We start from the raw sequence: 18,393 nt of genomic DNA on the forward strand, positions 1-18,393 counted from the left end.
GCCTGACAATGCGCATCTCCACCGTTGGCTCGACATGGCGAAGGAGCGGATCAGCTTCCAGGGCCTGCCGGCGCGCATCTGCTGGGTCGGGCTGGGCGACCGCCACCGGCTCGGCCTCGCCTTCAACGAGATGGTCCGGAATGGCGAGCTGAAGGCGCCGATCGTGATCGGCCGCGACCATCTGGACTCAGGCTCCGTCGCCAGCCCGAACCGCGAGACCGAAGCGATGCGCGACGGCTCTGACGCGGTCTCGGACTGGCCGCTGCTCAACGCCCTCCTCAACACCGCCAGTGGCGCGACCTGGGTATCGCTGCACCACGGGGGCGGCGTCGGCATGGGCTATTCGCAGCACGCCGGCATGGTCATCGTCGCCGACGGCACCAACGAAGCCGCAGCGCGGCTGGAACGCGTGCTGTGGAACGACCCCGCGACCGGCGTCATGCGGCACGCGGATGCGGGGTATGACATCGCCGTCGACTGCGCGCGCGAGAAGGGGCTCGATCTGCCCTCGCTACAGGGCGCCTGAAGAACCACGACGAGTCGTGTCGGGGGCGCGTTGGTACCGGTTGTTGTGCGGAACCTTCGTCCATACCTTCGACCCATGTTGATTTCGCGGCGGGGGCTGATCGGGTCCGTGGCGGCGTTGGCGGTGACGGGGAGGGCCCGGGCGCCGGCTGCGCTCGGGACGCTGGTCGCTCCGAAACAAGACGAATCTGATATTGTGAAGGCGGCGCGGCGGGCGCTGGCGACGCATGGTGGCGCGGCAACGCACCGCGATATCGTCGGCGTCGCCGATTTCAGCCCGGCGTCGCGCGATCCGCGTTTTCATCTCGTCGATATGGCGAACGGCCGCGTATCGAGCTTCCTCGTCGCGCACGGACGGGGGTCAGATCCGGATCACAGCGGCTGGCTGAAGCGCTTTTCCAACGAGGAGGGGTCGAACGCCACCTCTTCGGGCGTTTATCTGACCGCCGGCGAGTATCAGGGCAAACACGGCCGCTCGATGCGGCTGGAAGGGCTCGATCCGACCAACTGCAATGCCGAGCCGCGCGCGGTGGTGATGCACGGCGCCTGGTACGTCGGCCCGCAGATGGTGGCGGAGCATGGCAAGCTCGGCCGCAGCGAAGGCTGTTTCGCGTTCAGCGAGGCCGATCTCCCGCGCGTGCTGGAGCGGCTCGGCCCCGGCCGGCTGATCACCGCCGGCAAATTCTAGGCTCGTCGGATAACAAAAAGGGCGCCCACTGCGGTGGACGCCCTTTTTGATTCCCTCTCGAGCGTTCAGGCCGCGGGCGGCACTTCGACCGTGTCGTTGGCGCTTTCGGCGCGGGGGCGACGGCCGCGGCGCCGCGGCGCCGGCTGTTCGTCCGAGCCTTCGTTGTCGACGGCGATCGAAGGCGGCAAACGGTCCGCGTCGAACGCCTCGGCCGGTTCATTGTCCTCCCGCTGACGGCGCGGGCGCCGATTGCGGCGCTGATCGTCCTCGCCGCTGCGCGGCTGCTCCGACGCTTCGTTCGCTTCGCCGGCCGCCTCAGCAGGCTGCTGCTCGTTCTGGCGCTCGCGGCGTTCGCCGTCGCGGCGGAAGCCGTTGCGGTCCCCGCGATCGTTGCGTTCGCGACGCTGGTTGTTGTCGCGCGCCTCGAACTCGTCGCCGCTGTCCTCGCCGTCGAACTCCTCGTCGGAGTTGGTGCGCTGCGGGCGCTGCTCCTCGAAGCGGGCGCGGGATTCGCTCAGCACGCGGAAATAATGGTCCGCGAACTGGAGGTAATATTCGGTGGTGACGCGGTCGCCGGCCATCTGTGCGTCGCGCGCGAGATTCTTGTATTTCTCGTGAAGCTGCTGGGCGTTGCCGCGGGCGCGATTGTCGATGCGGTTGCCGCCGCCACCGGGGCGACCCGGATTGCCCTGCGGCCGCTGGCCGCCACGACCGCGACGGCGGCCGCTCTGACGATTGTCGATCAAGGGATGTCCTCTACTTCACCCAAAAACTTTTCCGTTCCGGCGCCGTCCAGTCCTTCTCGAACTTCATCGGATGCGCGGCCCTGGGGAGCCGCGCCGCATGCGCAGGCTCACGCCATTCGCCAGCGCGGCCGGGTCTTACCGCGTCTTAGCTGTGGGGATGGGAGGCCCTTTTCGAACCGCCGTCCGGCGCTGTTTCCGAAAAACTGCCTTCCCCTCTGAGCCCTTATCTAGTGGCTGCCGTTCGAAAAACCAAGTGCAAATTAACGCCAAAATCTTGCTGATCTGTGTCAGGGCGCAGTGAGGGCGACACAACGGTCGAGTCCCGCCAGATCCTGCGCCGTCGCGGCGTTCAGTCCTGCGCGCTCGGCCAGCCGCGACACGGCGGCTGCCTGGGTCGCGCCGATCTCGAGCACGGCAACGCCGTTCCCCGCGAGCAGGCGCCGCAGCTGCGGCACGAGGCGGCGATAGTCGTCGAGGCCGTCGGGACCGGCATAGAGCGCCGCGGAGGGCTCATAGTCGGCGACGTCGGGCGCGAGCGTCGCCTCCGCCTCGACATAGGGCGGGTTGCACAAGATCAGGTCGAAGCGCGCGGCGAGCGCATCGGCCCAGCTGCCCTGCACGAAGCGGACGCGGTTGCCGAAGCCGAGCCGCTCGGCATTGCCGCGCGCGACGGCCAGCGCTGCGGCCGACCGGTCGATGCCGAGACCGCGCGCGTCCGGCCATTGGTCGAGGCTCGCCAGCAGCAGCGCACCCGAGCCGGTGCCGAGATCGAGGATCGTCGCAGGCGCGCGGGCGCCGAAATGCGCGATCGCGGTCTCGATCAGCGTCTCGCTATCGGGCCGCGGGATCAGCACGTCCGGTGTGACGTGGAGATCGAGCGTCCAGAAGCTCCTGGTGCCGGTGATGTAGGCGACCGGCTCATGCGCGAGGCGCCGGCGGATCAGGACTTCAAATGCGGGCGGAACGGGCCGCGCGGGGCCGAGCAGCAGCGCCTCGCGGGAGATGCCGAGGGCATGCGCGAGGAGGAGCTCGGCGTCGAGGCGAGGGGTGGGGGAGACGGGGGCGAGGAGCGTGGCGGCTTTGGTCAGAGCCGCAGACATCCCGCTCGTGCCGAGCGAAGTCGAGGGGCGCGGCCCGGCGTCCGTCAAATCGCCCCTCGACTTCGCTCGGGACGAGCGAACCCTTTTCCCTCGCCCCGCCTATCCATCCAAATTCGCCAGCTTTTCCGCCTGGTCCTCGGCAATCAGCGCCTCGATCAACTCGTCCATATGGCCTTCGAGGATTTCGGGCAGGCGGTGGAGCGTCAGGTTGATGCGGTGGTCGGTCACCCGACCTTGCGGGAAATTATAGGTGCGGATGCGCTCCGATCGGTCGCCCGAGCCCACCATCGACTTGCGCGCGCCGGCGCGTTCGTTGTGCAGCCGCTCGCGCTCCATTTCATAAAGGCGGGTGCGCAGCACTTTCAGCGCCTTGGCCTTGTTCTTGTGCTGCGACTTTTCGTCCTGCTGGATCACCACCAGCCCGGTCGGCAGGTGGGTGATGCGCACGGCGGAATCGGTCGTGTTGACCGATTGGCCGCCGGGGCCGGACGAGCGGTAGATGTCGATGCGCAGGTCCTTGGCCTCGTCGATATGGACATCGACGTCCTCTGCCTCGGGCAGCACCGCGACAGTGGCGGCAGAGGTGTGGATGCGGCCGCCGCTCTCGGTCGCCGGCACGCGCTGGACACGGTGGACGCCGCTTTCGAATTTCAGCCGCGCGAACACCCCCTGGCCGGTCACGCTCGCCACCACTTCCTTGTAGCCGCCGAGCTCGGCCGGGCTGGCGGAGATCAGCTCGACGCGCCAGCCGCGCTCCTCGGCATAGCGCTGGTACATGCGGAACAGGTCGCCCGCGAACAAAGCCGCCTCGTCGCCGCCGGTTCCGGCGCGGATTTCGAGCATCGCCGCGCGCTCGTCGGCCGCGTCGCGGGGGAGGAGCTTGACCGCCAGATCGCGCTCGGCATGCGGCAGCCGCTCGCGGATCGAAGCGACTTCCTCGGCCGCCATGTCGCGGATGTCGGGATCATTGTCGTTCGCCATCTCGGCGAGCACGTCGAGCTCGGCACGCAGCCGCCGCACCTCCCCCGCCGCCGCCGCGACCGGCTCCAGCTCCGCATATTCCTTCGAGACCGCGACGAACCGCTCGGCCGCGAGCTCGCCCGACGCCATCAGCGCCTGCAACTCGTCCCGCCGCGCCTCAATCTGCGCGATCCGTTCTGGGGAGATGGTGGTCATGGATTGCCGTCGATGCGAGTAATGCCCCGCCAACCACCGGCGAGTAGGCCATCAGGCTCTTCGAACCTGAATTTCCTGCAAATGGCCGCTTCGGCCCTTTGTCTCAGGCTGGACTCATCGGCAGCAAGATTGGCTAGTCGAATAAGCTCGTGACCAGGAGGAGCAGACACTGCTCGATCGAGTGCAATGATCATCCCGGGACTGACTGCCTGAGCCCTGCTGAATCGTTTCTGACGCTTGCCGGTCACAAACAGTTCGGTTGCAATATCATTTTGCCTGAACAGAGCCGCAATTTCGAGCGCGAGCCGCTGGCCCTCTATTGTCTCACCGACAAGCGCCACCTCCACCTTTTCAGGCGCAGGCGCCTCAATCAGCATCGCCAGCCGCTCGATCCCGGCCGCCCAGCCGACGGCGGGCGTGTGCGGGCCGCCGAGGGTTTCGATCAGGCCGTCATAGCGGCCGCCGCCCAGCACCGTGCCTTGCGCTCCCAGACGATCGGTGACGAACTCGAACGCGGTGTGGCGGTAATAGTCGAGGCCGCGGACCAGGCTCGGGTTGCGGGTCCAGGCGACGCCGGCGGCATCGAGGCCCTTGGTCACGGCTTCGAAGAACGCGCCGGCCTCGCTGGTCAGCACGTCGTCGATCGACGGCGCCGCGTCGGCGATCGGGCGGTCGCGCGGGTCCTTGCTGTCGAGAATGCGCATCGGGTTGCGCTCGAGCCGGTCGAGGCTCTCCTCCGACAGCTCGCCGCGATGCGCCTGGAAGTGGCGGACCAGCGCGTTGCGCCAGGCGGCGCGCGTCTCGGAATCGCCCAGCGTGTTCAGTTGCAGCGTCACGCCGTCGCTGACGCCAAGTTCCTTCAGCAACTGGTCGGCCATCACCAGCAGCTCGACGTCCGCCGTCGGCTCGGCCGCGCCGATCACTTCGGCGTCGAGCTGATGGAACTGCCGGAACCGCCCCTTTTGCGGCCGCTCGTAGCGAAACAGCGGCCCGTGCGTCGCGACCTTCAGCGGCGCATATTGCTGCCAGCCTTCGGTCAGGTAGGCACGGGCAATGCCGGCGGTGAATTCGGGCCGCAGCGTCAGTGAATCCCCACCGCGATCCTCGAAGCTGTACATCTCCTTCGAGACCACGTCGGTCGTCTCGCCCAGCGACCGCGCGAACACCGCTGTCGCCTCGAACACCGGCACTTCGACGCGCTGGAAGGCGTAAAGCTTGCGCACCCGGTCGAACGTGTCGACCACGTGCTGGAAGCGCAGCGCCTGCTCGCCAAGCATGTCCTGCGTGCCGCGGATGGGGCGGGGCGTTTCGATCTTTCCCATAAGGCGCCGCTCTCTATGCGAGGAAAGGCCGTTCCGCCAGCGTCCGCTCCTAGCGCGCCGTGCGATTTGTCGTTAGCGAGCCGGCATGATCATTCGCTCGCTTTTACTCGCCACATCGCTGATCGCCGCCTCGGCCTTCGCCCAGAACAGCCGGCCCGAGGCGATTCCCGCCATCGCCCAGGTTCCGCAATCGCGGGACGTGCCCTATCCCGGCACGATTCGTCTGGATGTCGACGCGACCGACGTGGCGCAGGGCATCTTCCGGGTGAAGGAATCGATCCCGGTCGACAAGGCCGGGCCGATGACCCTGCTGTTCCCCAAATGGCTGCAGGGCAACCACGCGCCGCGCGGCGAGATCGAGAAGCTTGCCGGGCTTGTGATCACCGCGAACGGCAAGGCGCTGCCGTGGCGGCGCGATCCGTACGACGTCTATGCTTTCCATATCGACGTGCCGGACGGCGCGAAGACCGTCGAGCTTTCGTTCCAGTTCCTGTCGGCGACCGCCTCCAACCAGGGCCGGATCGTCGCGACGCCGGCGATGCTGAACCTGCAATGGAACTCGGTCTCGCTCTATCCCGCCGGCTATTATGCGCGGCAGATTCCGATCGAGGCGACGGCCCGCTATCCGGACGGCTGGCGCGCCTTTTCGGGATTGCCGTCGAACGAGTCCGGCGGCGTCTATCGTTACGAGAAGACCAATTATGAGGTTTTGCTCGATTCGCCGGTCTTTGCGGGCAAGTATTTCCGTCAGGACCAGCTGACGCCCGACGTGCGGCTGAACATCGTCGCCGACGAGCCCGCCGACCTTGCCGCCACGCCCGAGCAGATCGATACGCATCGCCGCCTGGTCCAGCAGGCGGTCAAGCTGTTCGGCGCGCAGCATTACGACAAATATGAGTTCCTGCTCGCCCTGACCGACCAGATGGGCGGCATCGGGCTGGAGCATCACCGCAGCTCCGAAAATGGCGCCAACCCGGAATATTTCACCAAGTGGAACGAGGGACCGGGCCGCCGCAACCTGCTGGCGCACGAGTTCACGCACAGCTGGAACGGCAAATTCCGCCGCCCCGCCGGGCTGTGGACGCCCGATCACAACACGCCGACCAAGAACAGCCTGCTCTGGGTCTATGAAGGCCAGACGCAATTCTGGGGCTATGTGCTGGGCGCGCGTTCGGGCCTGTTCACCAAGCAGGAGACGCTGGACGCGCTCGCCTCGATCGCGGCGGTGCTCGACCATCGTCCGGCGCGCGAGTGGCGCGGCCTCGAGGACACGACCTACGATCCGATCATCTCCGCGCGGCGGCCCAAGGGTTGGGTCAGCTGGCAGCGATCGGAGGACTATTATAACGAAGGCATGCTGGTCTGGCTGGAAGTCGATGCAACGCTCCGCCGCCTGACCGACGGCAAGCGCGGCATGGACGATTTCGCGCGGGCATTCTTCGGGATCCGCGACCGCGACTGGGGCACGGTCACCTACACGCTCGACGATATCGTCCGTACGCTGAACGGTATCGCGCCCTATGATTGGGCGGGCCTGCTCAACATGCGGCTGTTCGAGCATGCCGAAGGCGCGCCACTGACCGGCTTCACCGCGAGCGGCTACAAATTGGTCTACACGCCCGAGCCGACGCCGTTCTTCAAGGACGGAGAAAAACGCTCCAAGGGCACCGACCTCAGCTATTCGGGCGGCTTCTCGGTCGACAAGGACCGCAAGATCTCGTCGGTGATCTGGGGTGGGCCGGCGTACAAGGCGGGGCTGACGGTCGGTACCGAGCTGGTGGCGGTAAACGGCAAGCCCTATTCGGCCGACGTCGTGAAGGATGCGATCCGGGCAGCGGCGAACGCCAAAGAGCCGATCCAGCTACTGGTGCGCAATTTCGACGCGTATCGCGAAGTCTCGCTCGACTGGCACGGCGGCTTGCGCTACCCGCGCCTCGAAAAATTCGGCACCGGAGAGGGTGCGCTGGACAGGCTGCTCACGCCCAGGTGAGCTGACCCTTCAGTTTCGAGCCAGACCTATGAACATCGATCTTATCCCGTGCGGCGACGAACCGCCGCACAACCTGAACGTCATCATCGAAGTGCCGGTCGGCGGCGAGCCGGTGAAATACGAGTTCGACAAGAAGTCGGGCGCGCTGTTCGTCGACCGCATCCTGCACACACCGATGCGCTATCCGGCGAACTACGGCTTCGTGCCCCACACGCTGTCGCCGGACGGCGATCCGCTCGACGCGCTGGTCGTCGCGCGCTCGCCCTTCATCCCCGGCTGCGTCGTCCGGGTCCGCCCGATCGCGGTGCTGATGCTGGAAGACGAAGCCGGCGGCGACGAGAAATTGCTGACGGTGCCGGTCGACGACACCTTCCCCTATTACACCAAGGTAGAGGAACGCAGCGACCTGCCCGAGATCGTCGCGCAGCAGATCGAGCACTTCTTCACCCACTACAAGGACCTGGAAGCCAAGAAGTGGGTCCGGGTCGGCCATTGGGAAGGCGCGGAAACCGCGCGCCGGATCGTGGTGGAAGCGATCGAGCGGGCGAAGGCGGCAAAGGTTGGCGCCTGACTGAAGCCCCTCCCCTTCAGGGGAGAGGTTGGGGTGGGGCCGACGCGGGAGCAAGTCCCGCGTCGTCGGTCGTGGCGCGAGCGCCACGCCGGCCGGCCTTGGGCGAGTCTTGCGCCGGGGCGGCGCAAGGCGCCCTGCGGCTCACCGCGGCGCCATGCGGATCGCGCCATCCAGGCGCACATCCTCGCCGTTGAAATAGCCGCATTCGATCATCGTCAGCGCGAGCTGGGCATATTCGTCCGGCCGGCCGAGCCGCTTCGGGAATGGCACCGACGCTGCGAGCGCGTCCTTCACATTCTGCGGGGCGGCGGCGAGCAGCGGCGTGTCGAATATGCCGGGCAGGATCGTGTTGACGCGGATGCCCTCGCTCATCAGGTCGCGCGCGATCGGCAGCGTCATGCCGACCACGCCGCCTTTCGACGCTGAATAGGCGGCCTGGCCCATCTGCCCATCCTCGGCTGCGACAGACGCCGTATTGACGATCGCACCGCGCTCGCCGCCATCGAGAGGGTCGAGCGTCAGCATGCCGGCTGCCGACTTGGCGATGCAGCGGAAGGTGCCGACCAGGTTGATCTGGATGATCCAGTTGAACGCATCCAGCGGGAAATGCTTGATCGAGCCGTCCTCTTTCGAGCGGCTGGCAGTCTTGATCGCATTGCCGGTGCCCGCGCAATTGACCAGGATTCGCTCCTGCCCATGCGCCTCGCGCGCCTTGGCGAATCCGGCGTCGACGCTTTCGTCCGAGGTCACGTTCACTTCGCAGAACAGGCCGCCGATCTCCCGCGCGACATCCTCGCCCTTGCCCACCTGAAGGTCGAAGATCGCGACCTTCACACCCTTGGCCGCCAACGCCCGCGCCGTCGCCGCACCGAGCCCGGAGGCACCGCCGGTCACGACCGCGGCGATGGTATTGTCCAGTTTCATTTAGAACCCCTCCCAAGTTCGTCACCCCGGGCTTGACCCGGGGTCCCGCTTTTGTCCGCAATTCGAACAGGAAGAAGCGGGACCCGGGCTCAAGGCCGGGGTGACGGAGTTTTTCCCCCGGATGACTACAAGCGCTCGACGATAGTCACATTGGCCACGCCGCCGCCTTCGCACATCGTCTGCAGGCCATAGCGGCCGCCGCGCGCCTTCAGCGCGTTCAGCAGAGTCGCCATCAGCTTGGTGCCCGAGGCGCCGAGCGGATGGCCGAGCGCGATCGCACCGCCATGCACGTTCAGCTTCTCCGGATCGGCGCCCACATGCTTCAGCCAGGCGAGCGGCACCGGCGCGAACGCCTCGTTGACCTCATAGAGGTCGATATCCTCGATCCGCAGCCCGGCGCGCTTCAGCGCCCGGTCGGTCGCGAACAGCGGCTCTTCCAGCATGATCACCGGATCGCCCGCGGTGACGGTCACGTTGTGGATTCGGCCGATCGGGGTGAGGCTATGCTCTTTGAGCGCCTGTTCGGAGACGATCAGCACCGCCGAGGCGCCGTCGCAGATCTGGCTGGCATTGGCCGCAGTAATCGCACCGCCTTCCTGCAGCAGCTTCACCCCGGCGATTCCCTCCAGCGTCGCGTCGAAGCGAATGCCTTCGTCGGCGCGGTGAAGGTCGGGGCCGTCCGGCGTCTCGATCTCCAGCGGCACGATCTCCGAGTCGAACCGGCCGGCCTCCGTCGCCGCCTTCGCCTTCTGGTGGCTGGCGAGAGCGAAGCGGTCCAGGTCGTCCTTCGAGAAGCCGTGCTTCTTCACCAGCATCTCGGCGCCCATGAACTGCGACCAGTGGACACCCGGATATTTCGCCTCCAGCCCCGGCGACTTGTAGGTGCCGAGCCCTTCCTTGGCGTGGAATGCGCCGGTGGTGCCCATCGGCACGCGCGTCATCGATTCGACGCCAGCAGCGATCACCACGTCCTGCGTGCCGGACATCACCGCCTGCGCCGCGAATTGCATCGATTGCTGAGACGATCCGCACTGGCGGTCGATGGTGACGGCGGGCGTGCGCTCGCCCAGATGCTTCGTCGCCAGCACCGCGTTACGGCCGACCTGGAACGACTGCTGGCCGCCCTGCATGACGCAGCCCATGATGACGTCCTCGACCGCGCCGCCATCGATGCCAGTCCGCTCGACCAGCGCATCGAGTACCGCCGCGCCCATATCGACAGGATGCCAGCCGGCGAGCTTGCCCCCACGCTTGCCGCCCGCGGTCCGCACTGCATCGACGATATAGGCCCCGGCCATCGCTCAACTCCTGTTGTCCGTATGCCCGATGCATTGCGCATCGCAGCACCGCGGGCAAGCAGGAATTGACGTTTACGTTAGCGAGAGCGGCCTTCGCTCAACGATTGGTGTGGCCGAGCTTCCGGTCCGAGGCGCCGCCGACCGCCGTCGTGTCGTTCTCGACATCGCCTTCCACCGTGTTCTCGCCTTCAAGCTCCTCCGGGTCCTCGCCGGTCATGAAGGCGCCCTTCGACTGGCCGACGCCGGGATTGCGATCGAGATCGCTCCGGAATGGGCTCTTGCCCTTGTCATGCTTGCTGTCAGTCATCGGCTTGTCCTCACTGGATGCTGGGGAGCGCCTTGCGGCAGTCGTCGGCGCATTCGCGGCACATCGTCGCGCACAGCTTGCAATGCTCATGCTCGTGGCGGGCGCATTCCTCCGCGCACAGCTCACAGGCGCGGATGCACGTCTCCACCTGCGCGCGGAGCATCGCGATATTCTGCCCTGCACGCCGCGTCGCCAACCGGGCTGTCGCTGCGCAGATGTCGGCGCAGTCGAGGCAGGTCCGGATGCACTCGGTCATGTCCATGTCTTCGGCGATGCAGGCGTCCGCGCACGAGGTGCAGAACAGCGAACAGAGCATCGCGTGACGCGCGGCGGTCGCGAGCTCCGCATTGACGTTGCCGGCGACGTCGGGGTGAAGCGCGATCATTTTCTCAAGTGACATTCCGTTCCTCCTCGCCGCCCCAACGAACGAGCGCGGATCGGGTTGATTGGCGAAGCGCAACGAGCTTGCCTATGGATGCCGAATGACCGTTGCCGATGCCGTGCTCGCCCGCCGTTCCGTCCGCGGATTCCTCGATACGCCGGTCGACCCGGCACTGATCCGGCGGCTGGTCGAACTGTCGGCGCGCGCGCCGTCGGGCGGGAACCTACAGCCCTGGCACATCGACGTGGTCGGCGGCGCCCCGCTTACTTCGTTTAAGCAGCAGATCGCCGCGAAGATCATCGCCGGCGAGCGCGAAGCACCCGCCTACGACATTTATCCGCTCGAGCTCGACGATCCGTACCGCGCGCGGCGGTTCGAGATCGGCGAAGCGATGTACGGCCATATCGGCATCCCGCGGGAGGACCGGGCAGCGCGGCGAACCTGGTTCGCGCGCAACTTCGCCTTTTTCGGCGCGCCGGTCGGCCTGTTCTGCACGGTCGGGCGCGGCATGGGCCCGCCGCAATGGTCCGACCTCGGCATGTATCTCCAGACGCTGATGCTGCTGATCGTCGACGCTGGCCTTGCCTGCTGCCCGCAGGAATGCTGGGCCATGTATCCGGAAACCGTGACGCGGTTCCTGGGCACGCCGCCGGATCGGATGCTCTTCTGCGGCATGGCGATCGGCTATGAGGACACGAGCGAACCGGCGAACCGGCTGCGTAGCGCCCGGGCGCCGGTCGACGAATGGGCGACGTTCAGGTTCGACTAGCGGCGATCATCTCGTCGATCGAGACGAACTTCTCGCGCGGGCTGCCGTCGCGGGCGCGGGCGGCCTCGGCGGCCTCGATTCTCTGCCAGTCGCGGAACGCGACCACGTCGACGTTGCGGCTAGCAAGCAGTGCGTCGAGCCCATCGGGTCCGCCCTTGCCGCTGTCGTTGTCGATATCGGCGGCGATCAGCTCGGCGACCTGGTAGCCATCCGGGCGGTTGGTTCCGATCGTGCCGGTCGGCCCACGCCTTGCCCAGCCCACACAATAGAGACCGGGCAGAATTCGCCCGTCGCTGTTGGCGAAGCGGCCGCGGCCGTGTTCGTAGGGTACGCCTTCGATCGGTGGCGTCTTGTAGCCGATGCAGGTGACCACCAGCGACGCCGGCACCGCATAGGTCTCGCCGGTCGGCACCGACCGCAGCTCGTCATCCAGCCGGGTTCTTTCGACGATTACCCGCTCCGCGCGGCCATCGCCTTCGATCGCGATGGGCATCGCGAAAAAGTCGAAGTCGATCGTGACCGGCTTGCGCACCGGTGGTGCAGCGGCAAAGTCGCGAAGATGCGCGACCGATTTGCGCATACCCGGCTCCAGCAGCGCGTCGGCGCCAGGTTCCGGAAAATCAGCGAGATCGACGCGCGGCTGGGCGCGCTCCAGATGGCCGAGCTCGCCGAGCTCCTTGGGCGTCATCGCGATCTGGTGCGGGCCGCGCCGGCCGAGCAAAGTCACGCGCGCGATCCGCGAGGCCTCGAGTGCCTCCAGCGCGTGCGCGGCAATGTCGGAGCCTTCGAACTCCGCCCTGGTTTTCGACAGGATGCGCGCGACGTCCAGCGCGACATTGCCGTTCCCGACCACCGCCGCGCCGGGGCCGGCAAGCGGAGGCGCCAGATCGGCAAAGTCCGGATGACCGTTATACCAGCCAACGAACGCGGCGGATCCGACCACGCCCGACAGATCGCTGCCGGGTATGTCGAGCGGCCGGTCGTCGGGCGCGCCGGTCGCGAGCACCACCGCGTCGTAAAGCGATAGCAGCTCGGGGACCGAGACGTCGCCGCCGACCGACACATTGCCGACGAATCTTACATGCGGCGTCAGCGCGACCTGCTCGTAACGCCGCGACACGGCCTTGATCGACTGATGATCGGGCGCGACGCCGAACCGGATCAGACCGTAGGGAACCGGCAGCCGGTCGATCAGGTCGATGCAGATGCCGTCGCCGAACGCCTTCAGTGCGGCTTCCGCCGTGTAGAAACCTGCCGGACCCGACCCAATCACCGCGACGTGGCGCATTCCGCTCTCCCGCCCTTTGGCGTGGATGCTAGCGGGGCGGCGGGGGAGCGCAAGCCCGCCTGCCGTCGACGGGCGTGCGCCATTCGTCGCGCCGCTCTCGACACTTGTCCGGCGAATGTTAGGAAACGCTCGTGAAACCGCTGGAAGCGCTGGCCACGCTGCTCGGCCTGATCAATATCGGGCTGATCGTCCGCCGGAGCGTGTGGAATTATCCGTTCGGGCTGGCGATGGTCGCGATCTATGCCTGGATTTTCGCGCAGCCGGACGTGCGGCTGTACAGCGATGTCGGTCTTCAAATCTTTTTCTTCATCGTCCAGCTCTATGGTTGGTGGAACTGGTCGAAGTCCGAAGCCGTGAGCGGCGAGGTGGAGGTGCTGCTGCTGCCTGCGACGGGCCGGGTAGCCTGGGCTGCGGTTATTGCGGTAACGACACTCGTCTGGGGCGCGCTAATGCATCGCTTCACCACGGCGGCCCTGCCCTGGTGGGACGCGTTCATAGCGATGACGAGCGTGTCGGCCCAGTTGCTGATGGCGCGGCGTTATCTGGAGAATTGGGTTTTGTGGATCGCAGTCGACGCCGTCGCGATCGGCGTCTATGCGAGCAAGGGACTGATGTTGACCGGCTTTCTTTACACCGTTTTCCTGATCGTCTCGGCATTCGGACTGCTCAGCTGGCGCAGGGCGCTGCCAGCCGAACGCGCGGCGCTGCCGGCATGACGCGCACGATCTGCCTGCACGGGCCGGAGAGCACGGGCAAGTCGACGCTGGGCCCGCGAATCGCGAGCGCACTCGGCGGCCTCTATGTCCCGGAGTTCGGCCGCACCTGGTCCGAAGCCAAGGGCATCGGCTTCACGATGACCGACCTGATCGCGATCGCGAAGGGACATTTGGCGGCGACGCGCGAGGCGCTGAATCGTCGTCCACCCTGGCTGGTGCTCGACACCGATCCGCTGATGACGGCGGTCTGGGCCGACATGCTGTTCGGCAAGCGCGACCCCTGGTTCGATCGCTTCGCCGACACCGCCGATTTCTACCTGATGTTCGACATCGATCTGCCCTGGGTGCCGGACGGCACGCGCATGTTCGGCAGCGACGAATTGCGCGGCAAATTCTTCGATCTCTCGCGTGCGGAGCTGGAGCGGCGCGACCTGTGCTGGGCGCTCGTCGGCGGCCAGGGCGCAGCGCGCTTCGACAATGCGATGAAGGCGATCGGGGAAGCGGCCGAGCGCGGCTGCTTCCCCGATGCCGTCCGCCGCGCGTCTCAGCGCGACGTCGCTTAGCGGGCCTGGGGCGCGGCCGCTGCCGCGTTCTGCGGAAGCCCGCCCAGCTGGCTGACCAGCTTGGTGTAGGCATCGAGATAGGCGAGCACGATCACCTGGCCGATCGCCGTGTCCTGATAGCCCGCGCCGCCGGCCGCTGCGAAGCCACCCCACCAGCCATAACCCGCGCCGCCGCCGAAGCTGACGTCGGTCTTGCGGGCGTAGCCCTGGGTCAGCGCTTCCTCCTCGGTCGTGCGTGCGTTGACGACGGACAGAGTGACGGTCGCTTCGCCCTTCTTGACGTTGATCCCGCCCGCGATGCCGCCGAGCGCGCGTCCGAAGCCGCCGAACAGGCCGCCCACCGCGCCGAGCGCCGCGCCGGCACCGCCGCCGCCCGAATTCTTGTTGGCGGTCACGATATCCGGTTGCAGGAAATAGTCCGCGGCTTTCACCTGGCCCTTGCCGAGGTTCGAGCCGGCCTGGAGCTCGCCCGAATCGGCCATCGCGCGCTCCATGTTGCGGCTGGCCAGGGAGCGCCCGCGATTGACGATCGTGAAGCAGCCCGACTGCTGGATGAAAACCTTCAGGATCGCCTCAGGGCTGCCCAGATTATATTCGCGCCACCATTGATTGTCGGGCTCGACGATCGCGACCGAACCGAGTTTGCGGCTGCAGACCGGGATCTGGCGTTCCGCCCGTTCCTGCGATCGGCGGGCGGACGACGCGCCCTTGGTGGTGCCGTCCTTATAAGTCCTGCCCGACGACGACATGTCCGTCTGGGCGACGGCAGGGGCAGTCGCGAGCACGGTCGCGGCGGCGAAGATCGAAATGAGGTTGCGCACGTCAAAGTCTCCCTAAACCCAGGCGCTTGGTCCGAATCCGGATGCGCCCTAGCGCGGCCGAAGCCACGGGTTTGTGACCCCAGTCACAAGCTTTGCGATGTGCGACCCCTTTTGATCGACAATAATGCAGAAGCGGCTGCGACGCGACGGCTTTTGCACGGGCGCGCAAGGCTGTAGGGCGCGCGCGATGACTCCGCTCGACAAAATCCGCAACTTTTCGATTATCGCGCATATCGACCATGGGAAGTCGACGCTGGCGGACCGGCTGATCCAGCGGACCGGCGGCCTTTCCGACCGCGAGATGTCGGCGCAAGTGCTTGATAACATGGACATCGAGAAGGAGCGCGGGATCACGATCAAGGCGCAGACGGTGCGCCTGGACTGGAACGGCTACACGCTGAACCTGATGGACACGCCGGGCCATGTCGACTTCGCCTATGAAGTCAGCCGCTCCCTCGCCGCCTGCGAAGGCGCCCTCCTCGTCGTCGACGCCGCCCAGGGCGTGGAGGCCCAGACCCTTGCCAACGTCTACCAGTCGATCGAGCACGACCATGAGATCGTGCCCGTCATCAACAAGATCGACCTGCCCGCCGCCGAACCCGAAAAGGTCCGCGCCGAGATCGAGGAGATCATCGGCCTCGACGCCAGCGACGCCGTGCTCGCCAGCGCCAAATCCGGCATCGGCATCGACGAAGTGCTGGACGCGATCGTCGCGAAAATCCCGCCCCCCAAGGGCGACGCCAACGCCCCGCTGAAAGCCATGCTGGTCGACAGCTGGTACGACCCCTATCTGGGCGTCGTCATCCTGGTCCGCGTGATCGACGGCACGCTGAAGAAGGGCCAGCAGATCAAGTTCATGCAGGCCGGCACCCAGCATCTGATCGACCGTGTCGGCTGCTTCCGCCCCAAGATCGAGCAGCTGACCGAGCTCGGCCCCGGCGAGATCGGCTTCATCACCGCCCAGATCAAGGACGTCGCCCAGGCCCGCGTCGGCGACACGCTGACCGACGCCCGCCGCGCCGCCGACGCCCCGCTGCCCGGCTTCAAGGAAGTCCAGCCGGTCGTCTTCTGCGGCCTCTTCCCGACCGACGCCAACGACTTCGAGAAGCTGCGCGAATCGATCTCCAAGCTCCGCCTCAACGACGCGAGCTTCAGCTTCGAGATGGAGACCAGCGCCGCATTGGGCTTCGGCTTCCGCTGCGGCTTCCTGGGGCTGCTCCACCTGGAAATCATCCAGGAGCGGCTGACCCGCGAATATGATCTGGACCTGATCACCACCGCGCCCAGCGTCGTCTATCGCCTGCAGCTGACCCGCAGCGCCGGCGAGGCCGAAGCGCGCACGATCGAGCTCCACAACCCCGCCGACATGCCGGACCCGAACAAGATCGACACGATCGAGGAGCCGTGGATCGAGGCGACCATCTATGTGCCCGACGAATATCTGGGCGCGATCCTGAAGCTGTGCCAGGACCGGCGCGGCATCCAGAAGAACCTGACCTATGTCGGCGGCCGCGCGCAGCTGACCTACGAGCTGCCGCTGAACGAGGTCGTGTTCGACTTTTACGACCGGCTGAAATCGATCAGCCGCGGCTATGCGAGCTTCGACTATCACCAGATCGGCTATCGCGAGGGCGACCTGGTCAAGATGTCGATCCTGGTGAACAACGAGCCGGTCGACGCGCTCTCCATGATCGTCCACCGCGGCACCGCCGAAACCCGCGGCCGCGGCATGTGCGAGCGCTTAAAGGACCTGATCCCCCGCCATCTGTTCAAGATCCCGATCCAGGCCGCGATCGGCGGCAAGGTGATCGCCCGCGAGACGATCGCCGCGCTGAGGAAGGACGTGACCGCCAAATGCTATGGCGGCGACATCACCCGCAAACGCAAGCTGCTGGAGAAGCAGAAAGAGGGCAAGAAGCGGATGCGGGAATATGGTTCGGTGCAGATCCCGCAGGAGGCGTTCATCGCGGCGCTTCGGATGGGGGATGACGACTGAGACTTCTCGTCATGCCGGACCCGATCCGGCATCCACCTTGCCTTCCTCTCACTCCAGCAAAGTGAAGGTGGACCCCGGATCAAGTCCGGGGTGACGGAGCAGAGCGGACATTTGCAACTCTTATCCGTTATCGGATATTCTTATGCGCATGAACGCATACTCGCCCATCGTGTCCGAGTTCGGTTCGGCCGAAGAGGAAGCGGCTTACCTAGCGTGGCTGAAGGAAAAGGTCGCGGCTTCGCTCGCGGACCCGCGCCCGCCGGTCCCCCATGACGAAGTGATGGCCGAGATGCGCGCGATCATCAAAGAAGCCGGGCGTAAAGCTTCCTAGTGTTGAGGCTGATCTGGCGTGAGACCGCGCGCGAAGAGGCCAGAGCTGTTTTCCGGTATATCGCCGAGCATGATGTCGGGGCCGCCAATCGCCTGATCGCCGCCGTCGAAGCCTGCGCCGAACGATTGCCGGAACACCCCCATATGTACCGTCCCGGCCGCGTCGCTGGCACGCGCGAGGCGGTCGTGCATCCGAACTATATCCTGATCTACCGGGTCACGGCCGAAAGCGTCGAGATCGTGAACGTCGTGCATGCGCGGCAGCGCTATCCTTGAAGGCACGCCTAATTAGCTGAATGGCCGCGTGAGAAGCGGAACAAGGCAGAAGCAATGTAGGAAAGAGTGGCTCTTTACCTGAAGGCAATTCTGCCGCTTTATAACCAAAGGGGGATGGCTGCGGCTGCATAGATGACCACGGTAGAAATCAGCATTGCGGGGCGCGGTGAGGCCGATGCCCCTCTCCTAGGAGACCTGATCGATCAGATTCAGGACTTCTTTGCAATGCTCTACGGGGTCGCTGAGACACTGACCGGCGAGGTAGTCCAGCAGTTTGACTGGCGAGTAGTTGCCCTTAGCAAAAACAGCCCAGCGCGTATAATCGTCGAGGCAGTGCCGTTGCCTGGACACGCAGATGGCGCAGAAATCGCCGCGCGCGCGCGGGACCTAACCACTGGCGGCCTTCGGCAGCTTGCCGCTGGGCAAGGTCGCCCAATCTACTTTAACGATAACGTGATCGATGCGGCCGACAGGTTTTTATCGCGGAACACCAAGGGGTTGTCCGAGACGATAGTTGGGTCGGCGGAAGATCCAGACAGTAGGGTCACCATCTCAACTCCGGTTGCGATTGCCACCCTGCAACACTTGGCAGTCTTGCGGGAAGC

The 18,393-nt window shown here is 66.1% G+C and carries 20 protein-coding genes and 1 pseudogene; 11 read left to right on the top strand and 10 right to left on the bottom strand.

Translation table 11 applies throughout. The annotated features are described in order from the left end of the window. Positions 1–526, top strand: a pseudogene (locus VFT73_RS00090) (urocanate hydratase); the annotation flags it as partial. 195 nt (positions 527–721) lie between these two features. Continuing rightward, entirely contained in the window at positions 722–1,213 is a 492-nt protein-coding gene (locus VFT73_RS00095; protein WP_326408053.1) for a murein L,D-transpeptidase catalytic domain family protein, read from the top strand. Between the two features lie 65 nt (positions 1,214–1,278). Here VFT73_RS00095 and VFT73_RS00100 read toward each other — a convergent pair whose 3' ends face one another. The 4 genes from VFT73_RS00100 to hisS all read right to left on the bottom strand — a co-directional run bounded on the left by VFT73_RS00100 (position 1,279) and on the right by hisS (position 5,557). After that, positions 1,279–1,959 carry a DUF4167 domain-containing protein gene (locus VFT73_RS00100; RefSeq protein WP_326408054.1) on the bottom strand — a complete coding sequence of 227 codons (681 nt, stop codon included), beginning with the start codon at positions 1,957–1,959 and terminating at the stop codon, positions 1,279–1,281. 287 nt (positions 1,960–2,246) lie between these two features. Further along, entirely contained in the window at positions 2,247–3,059 is an 813-nt protein-coding gene (gene prmC / locus VFT73_RS00105; RefSeq protein ID WP_326408055.1) for a peptide chain release factor N(5)-glutamine methyltransferase, read from the bottom strand. Between the two features lie 99 nt (positions 3,060–3,158). Then, on the bottom strand, positions 3,159–4,235 hold the full coding sequence (gene prfA, locus VFT73_RS00110; protein WP_326408056.1) for a peptide chain release factor 1: 1,077 nt from the start codon (positions 4,233–4,235) through the stop codon (positions 3,159–3,161). Next, entirely contained in the window at positions 4,232–5,557 is a 1,326-nt protein-coding gene (gene hisS, locus VFT73_RS00115) for a histidine--tRNA ligase (protein WP_326408057.1), read from the bottom strand. The genes prfA and hisS overlap by 4 nt, the downstream gene beginning before the upstream one ends. 85 nt (positions 5,558–5,642) lie before the next feature. Here hisS and VFT73_RS00120 point away from each other — a divergent pair, with 85 nt between their 5' ends. Beyond that, positions 5,643–7,547 (top strand): M61 family metallopeptidase, encoded by a 1,905-nt coding sequence (locus VFT73_RS00120; RefSeq protein ID WP_326408058.1) that lies wholly within the window; start codon positions 5,643–5,645, stop codon positions 7,545–7,547. A 28-nt stretch (positions 7,548–7,575) separates the two neighbouring features. Beyond that, positions 7,576–8,118 (top strand): inorganic diphosphatase, encoded by a 543-nt coding sequence (gene ppa, locus VFT73_RS00125; RefSeq protein WP_326408059.1) that lies wholly within the window; start codon positions 7,576–7,578, stop codon positions 8,116–8,118. A 141-nt stretch (positions 8,119–8,259) separates the two neighbouring features. On the opposite strand, the gene VFT73_RS00130 is transcribed toward ppa, so the two are convergent. The 4 genes from VFT73_RS00130 to VFT73_RS00145 all read right to left on the bottom strand — a co-directional run bounded on the left by VFT73_RS00130 (position 8,260) and on the right by VFT73_RS00145 (position 11,047). Continuing rightward, positions 8,260–9,042: an SDR family NAD(P)-dependent oxidoreductase gene (locus VFT73_RS00130; RefSeq protein WP_326408060.1), complete on the bottom strand. Its 783-nt coding sequence runs from the start codon at positions 9,040–9,042 to the stop codon at positions 8,260–8,262. A gap of 125 nt (positions 9,043–9,167) precedes the next feature. Beyond that, on the bottom strand, positions 9,168–10,340 hold the full coding sequence (locus VFT73_RS00135) for an acetyl-CoA C-acetyltransferase (RefSeq protein ID WP_326408061.1): 1,173 nt from the start codon (positions 10,338–10,340) through the stop codon (positions 9,168–9,170). Positions 10,341–10,437: 97 nt separating this feature from the next. Continuing rightward, a complete protein-coding gene (locus tag VFT73_RS00140; protein WP_326408062.1) occupies positions 10,438–10,647 on the bottom strand; it encodes a hypothetical protein in 210 nt (69 codons plus the stop codon). Between the two features lie 10 nt (positions 10,648–10,657). Further along, positions 10,658–11,047 carry a four-helix bundle copper-binding protein gene (locus VFT73_RS00145; protein ID WP_326408063.1) on the bottom strand — a complete coding sequence of 130 codons (390 nt, stop codon included), beginning with the start codon at positions 11,045–11,047 and terminating at the stop codon, positions 10,658–10,660. A gap of 82 nt (positions 11,048–11,129) precedes the next feature. On the opposite strand from VFT73_RS00145, the gene VFT73_RS00150 reads away from it, so the two are divergent. After that, a complete protein-coding gene (locus VFT73_RS00150) occupies positions 11,130–11,798 on the top strand; it encodes a nitroreductase (RefSeq protein ID WP_326408064.1) in 669 nt (222 codons plus the stop codon). On the opposite strand, the gene VFT73_RS00155 is transcribed toward VFT73_RS00150, so the two are convergent. Continuing rightward, positions 11,785–13,086 (bottom strand): FAD-dependent oxidoreductase, encoded by a 1,302-nt coding sequence (locus VFT73_RS00155; protein ID WP_326408065.1) that lies wholly within the window; start codon positions 13,084–13,086, stop codon positions 11,785–11,787. The two genes, VFT73_RS00150 and VFT73_RS00155, sit on opposite strands and share 14 nt — an antisense overlap. Positions 13,087–13,217: 131 nt before the next feature. On the opposite strand from VFT73_RS00155, the gene pnuC reads away from it, so the two are divergent. Continuing rightward, positions 13,218–13,802, top strand: a complete 585-nt coding sequence (pnuC, locus tag VFT73_RS00160; RefSeq protein ID WP_326408066.1) for a nicotinamide riboside transporter PnuC — start codon at positions 13,218–13,220, stop codon at positions 13,800–13,802. Then, the gene (locus tag VFT73_RS00165; RefSeq protein WP_326408067.1) at positions 13,799–14,365 is read left to right on the top strand and encodes an ATP-binding protein; all 567 of its coding nucleotides are present in this window, start codon (positions 13,799–13,801) and stop codon (positions 14,363–14,365) included. Before pnuC ends, VFT73_RS00165 begins: the two co-directional genes overlap by 4 nt. On the opposite strand, the gene VFT73_RS00170 is transcribed toward VFT73_RS00165, so the two are convergent. Continuing rightward, a complete protein-coding gene (locus VFT73_RS00170) occupies positions 14,362–15,114 on the bottom strand; it encodes a CsgG/HfaB family protein (RefSeq protein ID WP_326408073.1) in 753 nt (250 codons plus the stop codon). The two genes, VFT73_RS00165 and VFT73_RS00170, sit on opposite strands and share 4 nt — an antisense overlap. Before the next feature lie 259 nt (positions 15,115–15,373). Between VFT73_RS00170 and lepA the strand changes: the two genes are divergently transcribed. The 4 genes from lepA to VFT73_RS00190 all read left to right on the top strand — a co-directional run. Next, positions 15,374–17,182, top strand: coding sequence for a translation elongation factor 4 (gene lepA / locus VFT73_RS00175; protein ID WP_326408068.1), 1,809 nt, complete (start codon positions 15,374–15,376; stop codon positions 17,180–17,182). 142 nt (positions 17,183–17,324) lie between these two features. After that, positions 17,325–17,513: a stability determinant gene (locus VFT73_RS00180; protein ID WP_326408069.1), complete on the top strand. Its 189-nt coding sequence runs from the start codon at positions 17,325–17,327 to the stop codon at positions 17,511–17,513. Next, positions 17,513–17,788: a type II toxin-antitoxin system RelE/ParE family toxin gene (locus VFT73_RS00185; RefSeq protein ID WP_326408071.1), complete on the top strand. Its 276-nt coding sequence runs from the start codon at positions 17,513–17,515 to the stop codon at positions 17,786–17,788. Before VFT73_RS00180 ends, VFT73_RS00185 begins: the two co-directional genes overlap by 1 nt. A gap of 132 nt (positions 17,789–17,920) precedes the next feature. Next, on the top strand, positions 17,921–18,393 hold a 473-nt coding region (locus VFT73_RS00190; RefSeq protein WP_326408072.1), incomplete at its 3' end, for a hypothetical protein.

Origin of the sequence: Sphingomonas sp. (genome assembly GCF_035758555.1) — a bacterium.
Taxonomy (GTDB): Bacteria; Pseudomonadota; Alphaproteobacteria; order Sphingomonadales; family Sphingomonadaceae; genus Sphingomonas_B.